Origin of the sequence: Parvibaculum sp. (genome assembly GCF_039680535.1) — a bacterium.
Classification (GTDB): Bacteria; Pseudomonadota; Alphaproteobacteria; order Parvibaculales; family Parvibaculaceae; genus Parvibaculum.
Genome location: NZ_JBDKSS010000013.1, coordinates 206697 through 223510 on the forward strand (window position 1 = coordinate 206697; position 16814 = coordinate 223510).

A 16814-nucleotide genomic window follows, 5' to 3' on the forward strand; every position below is an offset into this window, starting at 1 on the left:
GCCTGCGCGGGCAGCACTTTATGGGGGTCTTTCATGCTTCGCGAGTTTCGGAGCGGTCGCATTGCGTACCGCGCGTCGATTTCTGTGCTGCTCGGTTCGGCCGCCACGATAGCGCTCTTGTCGATGTCGTCTCCGGCTGCCGCAGCTTGTTTGTCGGACACGACCGCAGGCAATCTGACGGCGACGGATGGAAGCTGCGTCGCGTCGGGCACCACCATCGACAACTCGACGGCGATCAACAAGACGCCGATCACCATGACGACCGGCGCCTCCGGTAACCCTACCGACTTCACGAACGCAGGCACGATCCACTCGGTTTCCGGCTCGACGCTTTCTGCCATCGGCACGAAGAGCAACAATTACGTCTCGGTCATCAACTCGGGAACGATCCAGTCCGATGCCTCGAACCCGACGAGCGATACGGGTGCGGCGATCAGGCTCGGCACCGGCATCTCCATCGACAACTCCGGCACGATCTCGGCAAGCGGCAACCCGGCGGCGACCCAGAATGGCTATACGGTCTATATCGGCAGCGGGAGCGTCACCAACGAGGTTGGCGGCCTGATCGTGAACACGGCTGGCGCGACTGTGGCGGCAACCGTTACGGACGCCGATCTGACGCAATACCTGACCGTCGATTCCAATGTCTACGCCCTGTATGTCGGCAAGAAAGGCGCCTCGACGGTCATCAACTACGGCACCATTCGCGCGACGGGCAATGCCGCGAGCACCGACGCCGATCCCGATGGTCTGGCCAATGAAGGCGAAGTCGGCGCCGTGCGTCTGGGCGATCCGGGGTATGCCGGCACCGTCCTGGAGAACTACGGCACGATCGAGACGACCGGCCAGATCGTTACCGGCGGCCTGCACAACAACGACAGCATCGGCGACATGTACGGCGTTCGCGTCGACGGCAAGAAAGGCGTCATCTACAACTACGCTGGCGCCGCGATTACCGGCGGCAAGCACGGCATCACCATCGACAAGGATGCCTCGGGCACGACCATTTACAACTGGGGCGCCATCACGGGCGAGAACGGTTCAGGCGTCGGTTCCGATGCGACGGACAATGCCTCTGTCGTCTCCGTCTATAACTATGCTGGCGCGACGATCACCGGCACCTGGAATCAGGCGGCCTATGTAGGGGGCAACGCGGCCTATTCCTTCGGCGATGGCGATGGCGTGGACATTGACCATATCGCCTATGTCGAGAACTACGGCACCATTCAGGGCACGGGCGCGCACGGCATAAAGCCGGGCGAGACCGATCCCAGCAAGAGCGAAGGTCTGGCGCTCGGCGGCGGTACCGTCATCAACGGCGACGAGTCGCACACGTTGGCGCTGATCTCCGGCGCCAACTACGGCATAACGGTCGATGACAGCGCCAATGGCGACGCCTTTGGTGCGACCTCGATCACCAATTACGGCACCATCCGCGGTCTCGACGGCTACGCGATCCGGCTCGCCGATGACGCGGGTCTCTGGAGCAATACGATCACGAACTACGGCACCATTTCCGGCACCTCGGCGACGAGCGTGATGATGGGCAATGGTGACGATACCTTCAACAATTTCGGCGGTTCGGTCACGGGCATCGTCGATGCCGAAGGCGGCTCCGACACGCTCAACATCGACCGCGGCGACATCTTCGTGCTGGCGGGGGCGAACTGGATCAATTTCGAAAAAACGAATGTGAAGTCCGGCCTCGTCGCGCTGCTCGGCGATTATACGAGCGCGGATACCTTCACCGTGTTCAACGGCGCGGGTGTCATCGGCAACGACACGGTCACGACCTCGCTATTCACCAATAATGGCGCGGTGGGAACCGGCACAGACTCGACGCTCGGCACTTTCTCTGTCGATGGCGACTACGCCCAGGGTTCGACCGGCAGCTATTTCGTGAAGATCAACGGCACCGGCAGCTCCGACCTCGTCGACGTTACCGGCAGTGCGACGCTCAATGGCGCGGTTGAAGTCTCGTCGCTTTCGACGCATTTCCGCTCCGACCTGACCTATACGATTCTTCAGGCCGACAGCCGCACGGGCACATTCTCGTCGCTGGTGGACAATATCGATGCGGCTTTCGTCGCGCCGACCTTGAGTTATACGTCGAATGCGGTTTTGCTCGGCTTCGAGCGCAACGGCGTCAGCTACCGGAGCGTCGCGAACACGCCGAACGGCTACGCCGTCGCGGGCGCGCTCGACAATGCCCATGACAATGCCAGCGGCGATCTCGCCGAGATCCTCGCCTATATCGACACAGGCACGGAAGGCGAGGCAGCCAACGCCTTCAACCAGATGGCGCCCGACAATCCGACCGCCCCTGTAAGGCAGGCCCTTATCGGCACCGCGGGCACGATTGGATCGATCATCTCCGGTCGCATCGACGCGCAGCATATGGCCCTGCGGAGTGGCGGAACGCGCCTCGCCGCCTCCGGCACGGACGGCGACCTCACGGCCTCGCTCGTCGGCAATGCGGGGCTGCACCCCGAATGGGGCGTTTGGGCGCGCGGCTTCGGCCTTTTCGGCAACGCATCCTCCGATGCCGGTCTCGCCAACGGCTACGACTATCGCGGTGGCGGCATCGTCGCGGGCCTCGACCGCTATCTCGGCGATACGACGGTCGTCGGCCTCTCGGCGAGCTATGCTCATGCCAATGCCGATCATTCGCGCGCCGGCAGCGATAGCGAGGTGTCGGCCTATGAACTTGGCGCCTATGCCGGTTCGAGCTTCGGCGGTTTCGATCTCTCGGCCCGCGCCGCCGCCGCCTATAACGACTACAGCACGGCGCGGCGCGTCGTCTTCGGCGCCATCGATCGCACGGCCAATGGCTCGTTCGGCGGCTATATGCTGACCGCGCAGGGGGAGGCGGGCTATCACGTCGCGCTCGGCGGCGAGGCATGGCTGAAGCCGATTGTGGGCATCGACGTGGTGAACTTCCACACCGACTCCTACACGGAGACCGGCGCCGGCGGGCTCAACCTCGCGCAGGACTCGCAGTCGGAGACACTGGTGCGCAGCTCGCTCGGCGCGGCCATTGGCACGAGCTTCGAAGCGCCGACCGCCAATGCGACAGTGTCGCCCTCGCTCGATCTGCGCTGGGGCCATGACATTTCCCAGCCTGACGGCACGGCGATGGCCTCCTTCGCCTCGACGCCCGGCTCCAGCTTCGTCTATGCCCAGAAGGCGGTCGATCGGGACGCATTGCTCGCCAATCTCGGCGTCACGGCCACGTCTCCGGGCGGCCTCTCCATCGGCCTCGCCGGAACATCGGATATCCGCAGCGACGCGAAAGGATATGGCCTCTCGCTCAAGCTGCTCTACGCCTGGTAAGCGCGGCTTTTCTTCAGCGCCGCCCCGTTCCTGCGATCTTCCGCGACTGAAGGAAGGTAGCTTGAGCGGGGCGGCGCTTTTTGCGTTGTGGCGGCGCGCGGCCCCTTGGGGGGATCGAAACAGCCGCTAAGATCGGCGCATGACGACTTCGATTCGACTTCCGATCATGGCCGCGCTGGCGCTTGTTGCCCCGCTATTCGTCGGCGCGCCTGCACATGCGGCGGCGCAGGAAGACCTGCTTTGCGACCGCGCGCCCGCAGGCAGCGTGCCCGCTGTGCCAAAGCCATTCAATCTCTGGGCGGTGATCGTCTGTTCCGCATCTGGCCATGCATTGGTGCCCATCGAAGGCATGGTCTGGCTGGCGCATGGAACCGCAGAGCCCGTGTCTGTCCTCGCCTTGCCGCCGGCCGCGACTCCAATGTCGACGAAGACGAAGGATTTCGATCCGCGCTACGGGGTGCGCTTCACGGCGCTTTATGCGGCCGAGGCGAAAGGCGCAAAGCGAGATCGCGCGCTATCTCATCTCAAGGCGGCATTGGGGACGAGGCCGGCGCCGAAGCTCGATCGCGTCTTTCAGCTCGACGCACTCAGCAGCATCTATGCCATGCGCTACAACATCTATTTCTATCTTGAAGGGCGCCGTCCGCGCATGGCGCTTGTCTGCATCGATCAGTGCCAGGAGGCCCTGCCGATGGACATCATGACGGCCAAGGAAGCGAAGGCGCGTGGTGTACGCCTTCGCTGATCTTCGTTCGGCCCGTTACATGCCCATGCCTGGGCCCATCATGCCGCGATGCACGAAGGGGGCTGCGAGGACGCTGATGACGATCATCAGCACGAACCATGCGACGACAACTGCCGCCGTGTAGACGAGCGCTTTCTCCTGCGGCGCCTTCATCAGCTTCGGCAGACCGCGATAGAGAGGATAGAGCGAGTAAAGGCCGACAATGCTGAGCGCGCTCAGCGCCGGTATGATGGCGAAAATGCCGGCGAGCCAGAAGGCCGTCATCGAATAGGCCGCGACCTTGAAGGCCTGTATCCGATCCTTGGTGCCGCCAAAGGTCGGGGCGAGCTGTTCGATGACCAGGGCCAATACGCCGACCATGATAAGGCCGAGAATGTACTGGACGATGGCTCCGGCAATCGCGCTGCCAAGGGGCAGGCGGAACGAGTAGCCCATGGCGCCATAGCCGAAGACGACCCTGCCGATGGCCGCAGCGAGCGGCGGAATGGCCGCCAGGACCCCGATATAGCCCGTATAGAGGCTTTGGATCGTCGGCTTTTCGCCGTCGATCTTGTCCCATTCCGTATCGGGCGACATGAGGATGTTCTTGGCGCGGTCTATGATCGACGCCGCGTCGGGTGTCTCGAAACTGGTCATGGCTGCTCCCCTCGAGTTGGACCTCAAAGCGCCGCCCGCGCAGAGCCGCATCGCTGAATCGCAGGCGGAACATCCGGGAAGTCTCGGAGCCTCGCGCAGCCTTGTCAAACGTCGAGCGCTGGGGGATTCGCGCCGGAGGGCGCTGTCCGCAGGGAGAGAGGCGAGGCAAAAGCCTGTTCGGCGGGAACCGGACGTCCGATTCCCGCCGAAAGTCAGCCTAGAACATGAACCAGGCGAAGGCGGCCACCGTGTTGTTGTCGGAGGCATTCCGTCCGGCGCCGTCATAGTTGGACCTTGCGCCATTGAACTTCATGTAATCAGTATACTGAAGGCCTAGGCGCAGATTGACGTGGTGTCCGAAGGGTGCATCGTCCTTGCCGAAGGGCGTGTAGTCGATCTCGGCATTGATGCCATTCGAGTCCGGCGAACCGTTGAAGCTGTCGCCGTAAAGACCGAGATCCGTCGACCCCCATATGTCGAAATATCCGAGCGAGAAGGTGTAGGTCTGGAGGTAGGTGTAGGCCGCCGTCAGGTTGGCCGAACGCAGCGTGTTGCTGCCGTTCGTTCCGCTCAGCACGGAGCTTGCACCCAGGTTTTGATGCTCGTTGATGAAGGCGGCGTATATGCTGAAGTTGTTGTCTTCATCGCCGAGATAATCATAAGTCGCATCGAGCCCCATATCCGTCGCGCGATCCGTCCCGGCGCTGCGGTCCTGACCGGGGAACACATTGGCCGAGAGGCCGAATGTTCCGAGCGAGACGTAATGGGAACCGAATTGATGCTGCGCGGCGACGCGCCAGTAAGGCGCCGCACCATTGATGCGGTTCTCGCCCATGGGCGAAACGCCGAGAATGGTCTGCGTTCGATCCGAGAGGTTCCCGTAGACGCCGACTTCCGTATAGAGCCAGTCGTCCCACATCGCATAGACGCTGCTGCCGAGAACCTGTTGCGCGAAGCCGCCCGCAATCACGGGCGCCGCCGCTGGCGCGGGCGCGAGGCCGGCTGCGGAGAAGGGGGTGCTCCAGGCAGGCGTCGAGTTCCAGAGGTCCTGAACGGTCGGGTTGTTGTTGACCGAGACGCCGAGAACCGCACTCACATCGCCGAAATTTGCGGTGTCGGCATAGCGGACGTCGACATTGTCCCATGCGAAGCGTCGCGCGATGCCGTCATAGGTCGTCTGCACGAAGGCGCCGAGATGGTCGAGAATCTTGCCGCCGTAGAAGAGGCTGACCTGATCGACGGAGGGGTTGTCATTGGGCGCGAAATGCGGGGCCGCGCCGCCATCCTGGCCCTTCTCGGTATGGGTGAGATAGGACTGCAGCATGGCGCTGACTTTCGGAACGCCGGTTTCGCCGCTGTCCCAGACATAGCCATTGAGTTTGAAAAGGCGGCCCATGGGGGTGAGGGCAGGGCCGAAGGAGCCGACATGGCAGGAGGAGCAGGGCTGGTCGGTCTGTTCAGCGAACGCTGGAATAGCCTCTGCGGATTGTGGACTGAAGACAGCGAACAGCGAGATCAGACACAGAACAGCCGTCGCAACATGGCCGGCAAACGCCGGCCATTTTCTTCCAATCATCGTACCCCTCCACAAAGGACAGTTGCATTGTCCCAATGTATTAAAGGGGCATTCGTGCGTCGGGGCGTTAATTCGAAGCCATGAGCCGGCAAGGTCTTATCCATATATGTCCTTGATGTAATGAGGGAATCCGAGGCGCCGGGGGCGTCGCCGCATATGCAGGTGCACTTTTGCTCAACCTTGCATATCGTCGGCGACCGGATATAAGCCTCGTTAATGTACAGCATTAACCGGCAACGCGAGACGGGAAGAGACGACGGAATGACTGAGGGATATGAGTTCTACGGCGCCGAGGTGAGCTACTACAGCGGCAAGGTTCGCGCCTATCTGCGCTACAAGCGCATTCCCTTCATCGAATATGGCGCGACGGCGGAGATCTATCGCAACGTGATCCTGCCGCGTGTGGGTTGGCCCGTGATCCCGATCGTCGTGACGCCCGAGGGCGAGACGCTGCAGGACTCGACCGACATCATCGACGCGCTCGAAGAACGTTTCCCCGAGGCGCCGGTCTATCCCGCGACCACGAAGCAGCGGCTTGCCGCACTTCTGCTCGAGCTCTATGGCGACGAATGGCTGAAGATTCCGGCGATGCATTATCGCTGGACCAGGAATCGCGAATTCGCGCTTTCCGAATTCGGCAGGCTTTCCGCGCCGGAGCTTCCGCCGGAAGGGCAGCGCGAGGTGGCCGACAGGATTTCGAAGCCGTTCGCGGGCGCGCTTCCCTTTCTGGGCGCGACGCCGAAGACGGCCGAAGCCATCGAGAAATCCTATGAAGCGCTGCTCGGCGAGCTCGATCGGCATTTCGCGGCTCACGAATTCCTGTTCGGCTCGCGGCCTTCAATCGGCGATTTCGGCCTGATCGGCCCGCTTTATGCTCATCAGTTCCGCGACCCGGCCTCCGGCGAGTTGATGAAGCGCATTGCGCCCAATGTCGTGCGCTGGGTTCAGCGCATGATGAAGCCGCCGCACCCGAAGGGCGGCGAGTTTCTCCCCCGAGACGAGGTGCCGGAAACCCTTGTTCCCATTCTCGCCCGGATGATGCGGGAAATGGTTCCCGTCCTCGTTTCGACCGCTCATCTCTTCACGAAGTGGGTTGCGGAGCATCCGGGCGCCAGGGAAGGAGCCGAGGAGATACCCCGCGCCATCGGCATGCATGCATTCACGCTCGAAGGCGCGCAGGAAAACCGCGCCGTCTTCCCCTACGATCTCTGGATGCTGCAGCGTCCGCTGGATTTTCTCTCCAGCCTTGAAGCCGATGAAAAGCTTCGCGCCGCCGATCTTCTCAGCGCGGCGGGCGGTGAAACATTCCTCGACTTCCCGGCTTTTCCCCGCGTCACGCGGAAGAATTTCAAGATCGCTCTGGCCTGACACCTCCCCGGAGCCCGGGGAGGTGCGGCCATTGCGCCCATATTCCGGGCTTGAAAAGGGACGGCGGGTCCGGTAGCTCCCTATCACGATGACAATGAAAACCGCACGTCTGGCCGGTTTTTACGTCGCGCTTGCGGCGATGCTTTTCCGCGCCTTCCTGCCGGATGGCTGGATGCCGGCGCCGCGGGTGCAGAATGCCGGGGCCGCCTGGGCGCCCTTTGTCATCTGTACCTCGAACGGCCTTGCCGAGCGCCATGATGGCCATGGCCCCGCGCAGCATGACGGCGACCATGAGCAGCGCTACGCTCCCTGCGCCTATGCAGCGGCCGCGCATCTGGCGGTGCCCGAAGCGGTTGTCGTCGTTGCTCTCTATAGCGCTTCTTACCTGCCGGCGCGGCCCAGTGCGGTCAGCGACCTTCCCCTCCAGCGGGAACTCTTTTCGCGAGAGCGATCCCGCGCCCCGCCGTTCCTGACGATCTGACACGAAAACGCTCGCGAAGTGTGAGGCCAAGGCCTCGCGCGAGCACCTGTCTTTGTCAGTCCTCGGGAAGGGGCAATCAAAATGCATATTCGTTTCAACGGGCGCCTGCTGGGCAGCAGCGCGCTCTCCCGCTCGTTCATGGCTCTTGCGCTGCCGGTTCTCTTCTGGCCTGCAATGGCCGCAGCGCAGGGCGCGACGCTTCTGCCGCCGGTCGATGTCGAGTCGCCGGAGGAGCAGGTCGATTTCGGCTACTCGCCTCTCACGGAGACGAGCCTTTCGCCGCTCGAACTCCTGAAGAAGCGTGCCCATACCAGCGACACGGCCTCCCTGCTTGAAGATATCGCCGGTGTCAGCACCTACAAGGCGGGCGGGGTGTCGAACCTGCCGGTCATCAACGGCCTGGCAGACGATCGCATTCGCGTCGTCGTCGACGGCATGGTGATGTCGTCGGCCTGTCCGAACCACATGAATTCGCCGCTCTCCTATGTCGATCCGACAGGCGTCGGCTCGGCGAAGGTGCTCGCGGGACTTACGCCTGTCAGCATGGGCGGCGACAGCATTGCCGGCACCATCGTCGTTAACAGCCCTGCGCCGCTTTTCGGCACGTCCGAAAGCGTCTCGATACTCGAAGCGACGGCCTCCAGCTTCTATCGCAGCAATGGCGATGCGCTGAGCGGTGCGGTGTCCGCGACTGCGGCCAATGACAAGGTGAGCGTCAGCTACAAAGGCTCCGTCGCCAGTTCCGGAAATTATGACGGTGGCGGTGACGACGGCGAGGTCCGTTCGAGCGAATACAAATCCTACAATCACGCGCTGAGGCTTGCAGCCCGCAACGGCAGCAATCTCGTCGTGCTCGAAGCCGGGCAGCAATATCTTCCCTATGAGGGTTATCCGAACCAGTACATGGACATGACGGATAACCGGTCGAAATACGTCAATGGCCGCTACGAAGGCGACTTCGACTGGGGCAAGTTCGAGGCCCGCGCCTTCTGGCAGGGCGTCGATCACGAGATGAATTTCCTCGACGACAAGGGTGGCATGGCCGACGGTGGCATGCCCATGAACACCAGCGCTGACAATGCAGGCTATGAAGTCAAGGCGACCTTCGCGCTGAAGGACGGCGGGTCAATCCGCGTCGGCAATGAGTTCAATCTCCAGCGTCTCGACGACTGGTGGCCGCCCGTCGCCATGAGCATGATGATGGGGCCCGACACCTACATCAACATCAATGGCGGCAAGCGCGACCGTCTCGGCACCTTCGCCGAATGGGACGCGAAATGGACGGCAAGCTGGTCGACGCTGCTCGGCATCCGCAATGACACGGTGTGGACGGATGCCGGCGACGTCCAGTCCTATGGCTGCGGCATGATGTGCATGACTGACGACATGGCGGCCATGAACTTCAATGCGGCGGAACACAAGCGGACATTCGTCAATTTCGACGTGACCGCCATCGCGAAATATGAGGCGAACGAAACCTCGGCCTTCGAATTCGGCTATGCGAGGAAGTCGCGCGCGCCGAACCTCTATGAACTCTATGCATGGGGCCGCGGATCGATGGCGAGCCGCATGATCGGCTGGTTCGGCGATGGCAACGGTTATGTCGGCAATCTCGATCTCGATTCCGAAATCGCCAACACGCTGAGCGCCACGGCGGACTTCCACAGCGCCGAACGGAGCTGGGAAGTGAAGGTCACGCCTTACTACACCTATGTCGAAGACTATATTGGCGTGAAGAAGATCGCCTCGCTCTCGGGCGGCTTCTCGCAGTTCCAGTTCGTCAATCACAATGCCGAACTCTATGGGCTCAACCTTGCGGGCAAGCTCGGCCTCTGGAAGTCCGATGCGGTGGGCGAGGGCACGCTGAAAGGCACGCTCGGTTATGTCCACGGCGAGGACCTCACGACCGGCGGCGACCTCTATCACATCATGCCGCTCAATGCGTCGCTGACGCTTGAGGAGGTCTATGGCGACTGGGCAGGCCATGTCGAGCTCAAGGGTGCGGCGCGTAAATCCTCCGTGGACGATCTGCGCAACGAGCCCGAAACGCCGTCCTATCTTCTCGTCAATCTCGGGGGCTCCTACACCTGGCAGCATGTCCGCATCGATCTCGGCGTGGATAACCTCTTCGACAAGGCCTATGACGAACCGCTCGGCGGCCTCTCGCTCGGCGATTACAAGGCATCGGGCAACACGATCCTGCGGCCTGTGCCCGGGATTGGGCGTTCGCTCAATGTCGGTCTGACGCTAAGCCTCTGATGTTCGCTGGCGCGGGCCCCTCCGGCAGCCATTGGCTCCGCCGCGCCCTCACGGCTGCGGCCAGTCTCGCAATCAATGCGGGGCTGGCCGCGGGCCTGCTCATGCCTGCTTCCACGCAACAAGTGGGGACTGGCGCAAAGGAAATGCTCGTTCGCATCATTTCCGAAGCCGAGCTGCGCAAGCCTGTGCCTGCTGAAAAGCCCCTGCCCGCAAGGGAAAAGAAGCCGGCATCTGTCGTCCGCCCGAGGCCCGTTCCGAAACAGGCGTCGCAGAAGCCGGCGCCCATGGCCGTTGCGCCGCAACAGCAGGCGGAGCCGGTCGAAACCCGCAGTGCGATTTCCAGCGATGCCGAAACGCGCGCAGCGGGCATTCGTGCCTATGGCAGCCACGTCTGGAAGCGCATTGCCGAAGTGAAACCAAAGGGTATTCATCTTCCGGGTACGGCCTATGCGACCTTTTCCCTGACCCGGGAAGGCCGCATCGCCGCGATCCGCATTTCGAAATCGAGCGGCAGCGCGCGGCTCGATGCGCTTGCGCTCCGCACGATTGAAGCAGCCGCGCCTTTCGACGCGCCGCCTGCCGATCTCACGGAAGCCGATCTCGTCTTTGAGATACCGCTCAACTTCCGCTGATCACTTCACCTGACCGCCATCGACGACGAGCACCGCGCCTGTGATGAAGCTCGCGCGGGGAGAGGCGAGGAAAAGTGCGGCATCGGCGATTTCCTCCACCTTGCCGAAGCGGCGCAGCGCCACTTCGCGCCGGACCCAGCGGTTCCAGTCGTCGGGGCGCTCCCTCGTGTTCTTGTCCCAGACCCCGTCTTCGAAAAGAATGTTGCCGGGCGCGATGGCGTTGACGCGAATGCCTTCCTTGCCGACCGACTTGGAGAGCGCGCGCGTTGTGTGGTTCACCGCGGCCTTCGAAGCCGCATAGGTGACCGAAGTGCCGAGCGCATCGACGCCGGCAATCGACGAAATGAAAATGATATTCGCGCCTGCGCGCATATCGGCCGGGTGCTTCAGGATGCGCTTCAACGCCTCGCGGGCGAGGAAGTAGGAGCCGGACAGGTTCTGCAAAATATCCGCGTCCCAAAGCTCGTCCGACACGTCGAAGCCGAGCGGCGCCTTGGACATGCCGACATTGGCGATCACGGTATGAAGCGGGCCGAGCTTCGCTTCCGTTGCGTCAAGGGCGGCTGCAAGATCGGCCGGGCGCGTCATGTCGCCTGCGATGGAAATCAGATTCGACGCCGGAATGCCCTCGGCGACCAGAGCCTCGCGCGCTTCGTTAAGCGCCGTCTCGCCACGTCCTGTCAGCGCGACTTTCGCGCCTTCCCTTGCGAAACCCCGCGCCATGCCGAAGCCGATGCCCCGGCTCGCGCCTGCGACGAAGACCGTCTTGCCCCTGAGTTCGAGTTCCATGTCTCTATCTCCCCGTTCAAATTGCTTTGGCGACAGTGCAAGGCCTGACCGGCCTTCCGTCAAGCCTTGCTTGTCGCCGCCTCGCCGCCTGCCTAGACTTTCCTCAACGAGAAAATGGAGGGACGTCATGGACTATCGGCAGATCAAGGTTGAAAACCGCGGTGCTGTAGCGCTCATCACGCTCAACCGCCCCGACAAGCTCAATGCCTGGACGCCGCGCATGGCCGAGGAATTGGGCCATGCCATCGAGGCCGCGAATAATGATCGCGACATCGGCGCCATCGTAATGACGGGCGAGGGGCGCGGCTTCTGCGCGGGCGCGGATGTGGACGCGGTATTCAAGACACGCGTCGACGGCAAGGATCCGGGCAACGACACCGCCGGCGGCTCCGGCGGCATGCCGGCCGGCGTCGACTGGATCAAGCTCGCGCGATCGTCGAAGCCGCTCATCGCGGCGGTGAATGGTGTTGCGGTCGGCATCGGCGTCACCATGATCCTGCCCTTCGACATCATCGTCGCGGCGGAGGAGGCGAAATTCGGCCTCGTCTTCGTCAAGATGGGCATTGTGCCGGAGCTTGCCTCGTCGCATTTCCTCATCTCGCGCATGGGTTGGGGCAATGCGAGCGAGATGATGCTGACAGCGCGGCTCTATCCCGCGGCAGAAGCGAAAGCGAAGGGGCTTTGCGAATATGTGGTGCCGCAGTCGGAGCTTCTCGCGAAGGCTTTCGAGCTTGGCAATCTCATCGCGGAAAATCCCGCGCGCCAGCTTCGCATGACGAAGCAGCTTCTCACCGAGAATGCCTGCACCACCGATCTCACCCGCGCGCAGAAGCTTGAGACGGATGCACTTCAGGAATGCTGGACGACGCCGGAGCATCACGAGGCGGTTGACGCCTTCCTCTCGAAGCGCAAGCCCGACTTTCGGAAAGTAGCGTCATGACGGTATCGAGTATGAATCTGCATATCGGCGAAACCACGCCCGCGCGGCGCGAGCTTGCGCTTGAAGACGGCGCGATCTCGTTCCTTGAGTGGAATCAGGGCAAGAACCTTCCCGCGCTGCATTTCGCTCATGCCAACGGCTTCAACGGCATGACCTATCGGAGCCTGCTGTCGCCGCTTGCCTCGCGCTTTCATATCCGGGCATGGGACGCGCGCGGGCATGGGATGACGCAGCTTCCCGCAGATCCGACGGATCATCGCCGCTGGACGATTTTCCGCGACGATCTCATCCGCTTCATCGAGCCCTTTGTCGAGGAAGCGGGCCGACCGATCCTGCTCGGCGGACACTCCATGGGCGGCGCGACAAGTCTCATGGTTGCCGCCGAACGGCCGGACCTCGTGCGCGGCCTCGTTCTCGTCGATCCCGTCATGGTGCCGCGTTCGGCGCGCCGGATCATGAAGCTTTATCGCATGCTCGGCCGCAAGGGCGGGCCGCTGTCGCTCGCCGATGGTGCGGAGCGCCGCCGCGCGATATTCCCGGATCGCGCGACGATGGTGAAAGCCTATAAGGGGCGCGGTGCTTTCCGCACATGGCCCGAAGAATTCATCGCCGATTATGTCGAAGGCGGTTCAAAAGTCCGGAGTGACGGGCAGGTGGAGCTTGCCTGTGCGCCCGCCTGGGAGGCGGCGAATTTCCGCGCGCAGGATCACGACATATGGGCCGATCTCGCAAGGCTCCAGACGCCGCTGACGCTCATCTATGCAGGCATCGGCTCAACATGCCGCGCGCCGGCGCCCGAGCTTCTGGGGCAGCGCGATCCGCATGCGACGTTGCTGCGCATCGGTCGCGCCACGCATTTCATTCCGATGGAATTTCCCGACGCCGTGCGCCGCGAAATGCTCGATCTCGACATGCGGCTTTCGGACTGATGACGCTTACCTTTTCCGAGCCAGATCCGGGCCGCCCGGAAAAGGAAACGTTCTTGCGCGCGCTGAGCGAGGTGGAGCTTCTCGCGCTCTATAACGAGACGCGAAAAGCGGCCTCCGCCGCCCGCGAGGCGCACGACATGGAAGCGCTCTATCCGCTGGCCAGAGGGATGAAGACCATCCAGCGCATCGCAGGCGAGCGCGGGCTCGTCATCAGGGCGCGGCGGCTGGCGAAGGCGTCAGACGCCTAAGCCCGGCACGACCAGCCCTTCGAGCTTTGCGCGCAGTTCGTCGGGAATGGGGATGGCCTTGCGCGCTTCGAGATCGAGCGAAATCGCGACGGCTTCCGCCGTGGCGATCGCGTCGCCTCTTTCGAGGTCGAAGAGCCAGTGGCACCAGGTATAGGTCTTGGGACCCACTTCCTTGAGGCCGCTCCTGAGCGTCAGCACGTCGCCAGCGCGCGGAAAGCGGTGATAGTGGAAGCGATATTCCAGCGCCGCGCCGCCAACCTTCCTGTTCTGCGAACGGTCATCGCCCATCAGCTGTCCGAGCAGGTTCGGAATGGAATCCGAAACGACGCCCATGAAATGCCGCGCGCTGAGATAGCCCTGCGTGTCGCACTGATCGGCTTGAATCTGGCCCTGCCACGTAAAGACGAGTTCTTTCGTATCGGCGAGTTTCGGCGCCGGGCGCGGAGGGGTGAGCGCCAGGCCGCGCGGGGCGCCATGCGCGGGAAGCTCGATCACCAGGTTTTTCGCTGCCGCTATCGTCTTGGCGGGCAGCGGCTTTATCTCGCGCGAATCCTCGTCGAGCAATTCGACGTCGGCGGTGAAGGTTGCGGCAATCTCGCCCGACACCGTGTTCCACATCTCCTCATAGACGCGCAGGCCGAAATCCGTGACGCCGAGAATGCCGGCGCGAATGGTGAAGGGCGCGCCGGGCCGCTGCTCACGCAGGAAGCGCACATGGTGATCGCGGGCGATGAGGCGCGCCTGTTCGGACGCGATGTAGCGCGGTCCGAGTCCGAGGTGAATGCCGAGTGCCGCAAGGCCCTGCGTCGCATGCTCCATATAGAACTGCACATTCATATGGCCCATCTGGTCGGACTGCCATGTCTGCACGCTCGACCGCGCGACGTCGATCATCTCACCCATTAGCGATACCTCTGTTCCAGTTCAGAATTCTGTCAGCCACGCGCGAAGCGAGTGGCGATATTATCGGGAATGCGCACGGCCTTGCGCGTCTCCCTGTCGAAGAGAAGGCCGAGCCCTTCGGCGGCGCAGGCCGGTTCCCCCGTTTCCGCGTTGAAGAGCCAATGCCGGTAGCGCAGCGTCTTTTCGCCCGCTTCGACAAGGCCTGTTTTGACGCAAAGCGTCTCGCCTGCCATCAGCTCGCGGAAATAGATGAGCCGCATCTCGACCGTCGCGGTGGCGAGGCCCGCCGCCGCCTGCTGATGTCGACCGAGGCCCGCATGCGCCCACATATGGCCCTGGGCGTCCGAGAAGCGCGCCATGAAGAACCGCGCATTCATGTGGCCGTTCGTGTCGCACTCCCAGGTGTTCACGACGGAGCGGTTGCTTTCGAACATGTCGAGCGCGTGTGCCCGGACGGCCGATACGTCGCGGTCCATGGTCTCGCGAGAAAGCCCGCGTGGGCGCGAATATTCGGGTTCACCGACGATGAGCGCTTCGGCTTTCTTCCGCGTTTCTTCAGGCCATGGCACGAGCCGCCGTGTCTTCAGGTCGAGGCAGCCGACATCGACGATGAAGGTCGCGGCGAGCCTGTCGTCGAGGACTTCGCGCATCTCCTGATACATGCGCATGGTCTTGTCGCGGATCTCGATGACGCCGGACTTCACGATCACGAGGTCGCTCGTCCGGAGTTCTCGATGGAAGCGGATGTGATGTTCGAGCGCGACATAGCCGAGCCCGCTTTCGCGCTGATGCGAAAACCCCATGCCGATTGCCACGCGAAAATTGAACGAGGCGTCGGATGTCTTGCTGATGTAGTGCTGAATGTTCATGTGGCCCATCTCGTCGCATTCCTGCATCGAGACATAGCCACGATAGGTGTCGATCATGCCGCTCATTCGTGGATCAGCCAGTCACGCGAGAGAGGAAGGCGTCGATCCGCTCATTGGCCGATCTGGCGATCTCGCCCGGAAAGGCGATGAAGCCATGCGCGCCGCCCGGATAGACGGCAAGCTCCCCTTCGTTGCCGGCCGCGAGCCAGCGCCCATGCATGAAGAGCGAGTCGTCGAGCAGCGCGTCGCGCGTGCCGATGGTGAAGAGGGCGGGCGGCATGTCCTTGAGGTTTGCATATAGCGGCGAGACGTCCGGATGGCGGCGGTCGACGCCCTCGGGCAGGAATGCGTCGCCGAATTGCTCGATGTCGACGGTGCGAAGGATCAGCCGTTCATTGCCGAAATGCTTCTGGCTCGGCGTCATGCTCATGTCGAAGGCGCCGAAGACGAGGTTCGCACCCTTGAAGCCCGTATAGCCGTGACGGTCGCGCATGCGCAGCAGCGTGACGGCGGAGAGATGACCGCCCGCACTTTCGCCGCCGATGGTGATCTTGTCGGTGCCGAATTCCTTCGCCGCATTCTCGACGAGCCAGACCGCGGCGGCTTCGCAATCGTCAGGACCGGCAGGATAGGGATGCTCCGGCGCGAGGCGATATTCGACGCTGACGACCGCGAGGCCTGCATTCTTCGCGATGCGTTCGAGCATCGGGTCCTGCTGGTCGGCGGCGCCCAGCACCCAGCCGCCGCCATGAATGTGGAGATAGACGCCCCGGGGGTTCTCCGGCGCAATAATGCGGAGCGGGATCTTGTGCCCGCCCTTGCCGGGTATTTCGATGGTGCGGGCGGCGTCGGACTTCGGCGCGAGCGGGAACGGGCCTTCGCCGCGGGCGCGCGCGTCGCGCATCTTCTGCGCGCCCACATTCCACCACTCCTCCATGTCGGCGATTGCCTTGACGATCGCCTCGTTGATGGCGCGGGTCTCGGCGGAAATCGCCTCCGGGCGGAAAAGGGCCGGATCGAAGGGGTGCTTGTCTGACATGGGTCTACTCCCGATTTTGTTGTCGGGAGTAGACCGGATTCCGCCGCTTTCGTCTAATCTGAATGCG

At 62.9% G+C, this 16814-nt stretch carries 15 protein-coding genes; 9 read left to right on the forward strand and 6 right to left on the reverse strand.

Translation table 11 applies throughout. The features are described from left to right. Positions 1-33 precede the first annotated feature (33 nt). Together ABFC66_RS08015 and ABFC66_RS08020 are read left to right on the forward strand one after the other, a co-directional pair. The gene (locus ABFC66_RS08015; RefSeq protein ID WP_346740426.1) at positions 34-3333 is read left to right on the forward strand and encodes an autotransporter domain-containing protein; all 3300 of its coding nucleotides are present in this window, start codon (positions 34-36) and stop codon (positions 3331-3333) included. 139 nt (positions 3334-3472) lie between these two features. Further along, positions 3473-4078 carry a hypothetical protein gene (locus ABFC66_RS08020; protein ID WP_346740427.1) on the forward strand — a complete coding sequence of 202 codons (606 nt, stop codon included), beginning with the start codon at positions 3473-3475 and terminating at the stop codon, positions 4076-4078. A gap of 15 nt (positions 4079-4093) precedes the next feature. Here ABFC66_RS08020 and ABFC66_RS08025 read toward each other — a convergent pair whose 3' ends face one another. Next, positions 4094-4714 carry a Yip1 family protein gene (locus ABFC66_RS08025; RefSeq protein WP_346740428.1) on the reverse strand — a complete coding sequence of 207 codons (621 nt, stop codon included), beginning with the start codon at positions 4712-4714 and terminating at the stop codon, positions 4094-4096. 217 nt (positions 4715-4931) lie between these two features. Then, positions 4932-6290, reverse strand: coding sequence for a hypothetical protein (locus ABFC66_RS08030; protein WP_346740429.1), 1359 nt, complete (start codon positions 6288-6290; stop codon positions 4932-4934). Between the two features lie 261 nt (positions 6291-6551). On the opposite strand from ABFC66_RS08030, the gene ABFC66_RS08035 reads away from it, so the two are divergent. The 4 genes from ABFC66_RS08035 (at position 6552) to ABFC66_RS08050 (ending at position 11030) form a co-directional block, all read left to right on the forward strand. After that, positions 6552-7658, forward strand: a complete 1107-nt coding sequence (locus ABFC66_RS08035; protein ID WP_346740430.1) for a glutathione S-transferase family protein — start codon at positions 6552-6554, stop codon at positions 7656-7658. Positions 7659-7752: 94 nt separating this feature from the next. Further along, positions 7753-8139 carry a DUF2946 family protein gene (locus ABFC66_RS08040; protein ID WP_346740431.1) on the forward strand — a complete coding sequence of 129 codons (387 nt, stop codon included), beginning with the start codon at positions 7753-7755 and terminating at the stop codon, positions 8137-8139. 81 nt (positions 8140-8220) lie between these two features. After that, positions 8221-10398 carry a TonB-dependent receptor gene (locus ABFC66_RS08045; protein ID WP_346740432.1) on the forward strand — a complete coding sequence of 726 codons (2178 nt, stop codon included), beginning with the start codon at positions 8221-8223 and terminating at the stop codon, positions 10396-10398. Continuing rightward, the gene (locus ABFC66_RS08050; RefSeq protein ID WP_346740433.1) at positions 10398-11030 is read left to right on the forward strand and encodes a TonB family protein; all 633 of its coding nucleotides are present in this window, start codon (positions 10398-10400) and stop codon (positions 11028-11030) included. The genes ABFC66_RS08045 and ABFC66_RS08050 overlap by 1 nt, the downstream gene beginning before the upstream one ends. Here the strand turns inward: ABFC66_RS08050 and ABFC66_RS08055 are convergent, their stop codons facing one another. Beyond that, on the reverse strand, positions 11031-11819 hold the full coding sequence (locus tag ABFC66_RS08055; RefSeq protein ID WP_346740434.1) for an SDR family NAD(P)-dependent oxidoreductase: 789 nt from the start codon (positions 11817-11819) through the stop codon (positions 11031-11033). Positions 11820-11946: 127 nt separating this feature from the next. On the opposite strand from ABFC66_RS08055, the gene ABFC66_RS08060 reads away from it, so the two are divergent. From ABFC66_RS08060 to ABFC66_RS08070, 3 genes are read left to right on the forward strand one after another with little or no spacing between them, the layout of a single operon-like run. Next, on the forward strand, positions 11947-12759 hold the full coding sequence (locus ABFC66_RS08060; RefSeq protein ID WP_346740435.1) for an enoyl-CoA hydratase-related protein: 813 nt from the start codon (positions 11947-11949) through the stop codon (positions 12757-12759). Further along, positions 12756-13688: an alpha/beta hydrolase gene (locus tag ABFC66_RS08065; protein WP_346740436.1), complete on the forward strand. Its 933-nt coding sequence runs from the start codon at positions 12756-12758 to the stop codon at positions 13686-13688. The genes ABFC66_RS08060 and ABFC66_RS08065 overlap by 4 nt, the downstream gene beginning before the upstream one ends. 53 nt (positions 13689-13741) lie before the next feature. Further along, positions 13742-13936 carry a hypothetical protein gene (locus ABFC66_RS08070; protein ID WP_346740437.1) on the forward strand — a complete coding sequence of 65 codons (195 nt, stop codon included), beginning with the start codon at positions 13742-13744 and terminating at the stop codon, positions 13934-13936. On the opposite strand, the gene ABFC66_RS08075 is transcribed toward ABFC66_RS08070, so the two are convergent. The 3 genes from ABFC66_RS08075 to ABFC66_RS08085 are packed head-to-tail and all read right to left on the reverse strand — an operon-like array spanning position 13925 to position 16747. Further along, positions 13925-14839, reverse strand: coding sequence for a thioesterase family protein (locus tag ABFC66_RS08075; protein WP_346740438.1), 915 nt, complete (start codon positions 14837-14839; stop codon positions 13925-13927). The genes ABFC66_RS08070 and ABFC66_RS08075 overlap by 12 nt on opposite strands. A gap of 32 nt (positions 14840-14871) precedes the next feature. Beyond that, on the reverse strand, positions 14872-15774 hold the full coding sequence (locus ABFC66_RS08080; RefSeq protein WP_346740439.1) for a thioesterase family protein: 903 nt from the start codon (positions 15772-15774) through the stop codon (positions 14872-14874). A gap of 7 nt (positions 15775-15781) precedes the next feature. After that, positions 15782-16747: an alpha/beta hydrolase gene (locus ABFC66_RS08085; protein ID WP_346740440.1), complete on the reverse strand. Its 966-nt coding sequence runs from the start codon at positions 16745-16747 to the stop codon at positions 15782-15784. Positions 16748-16814 lie beyond the last annotated feature (67 nt).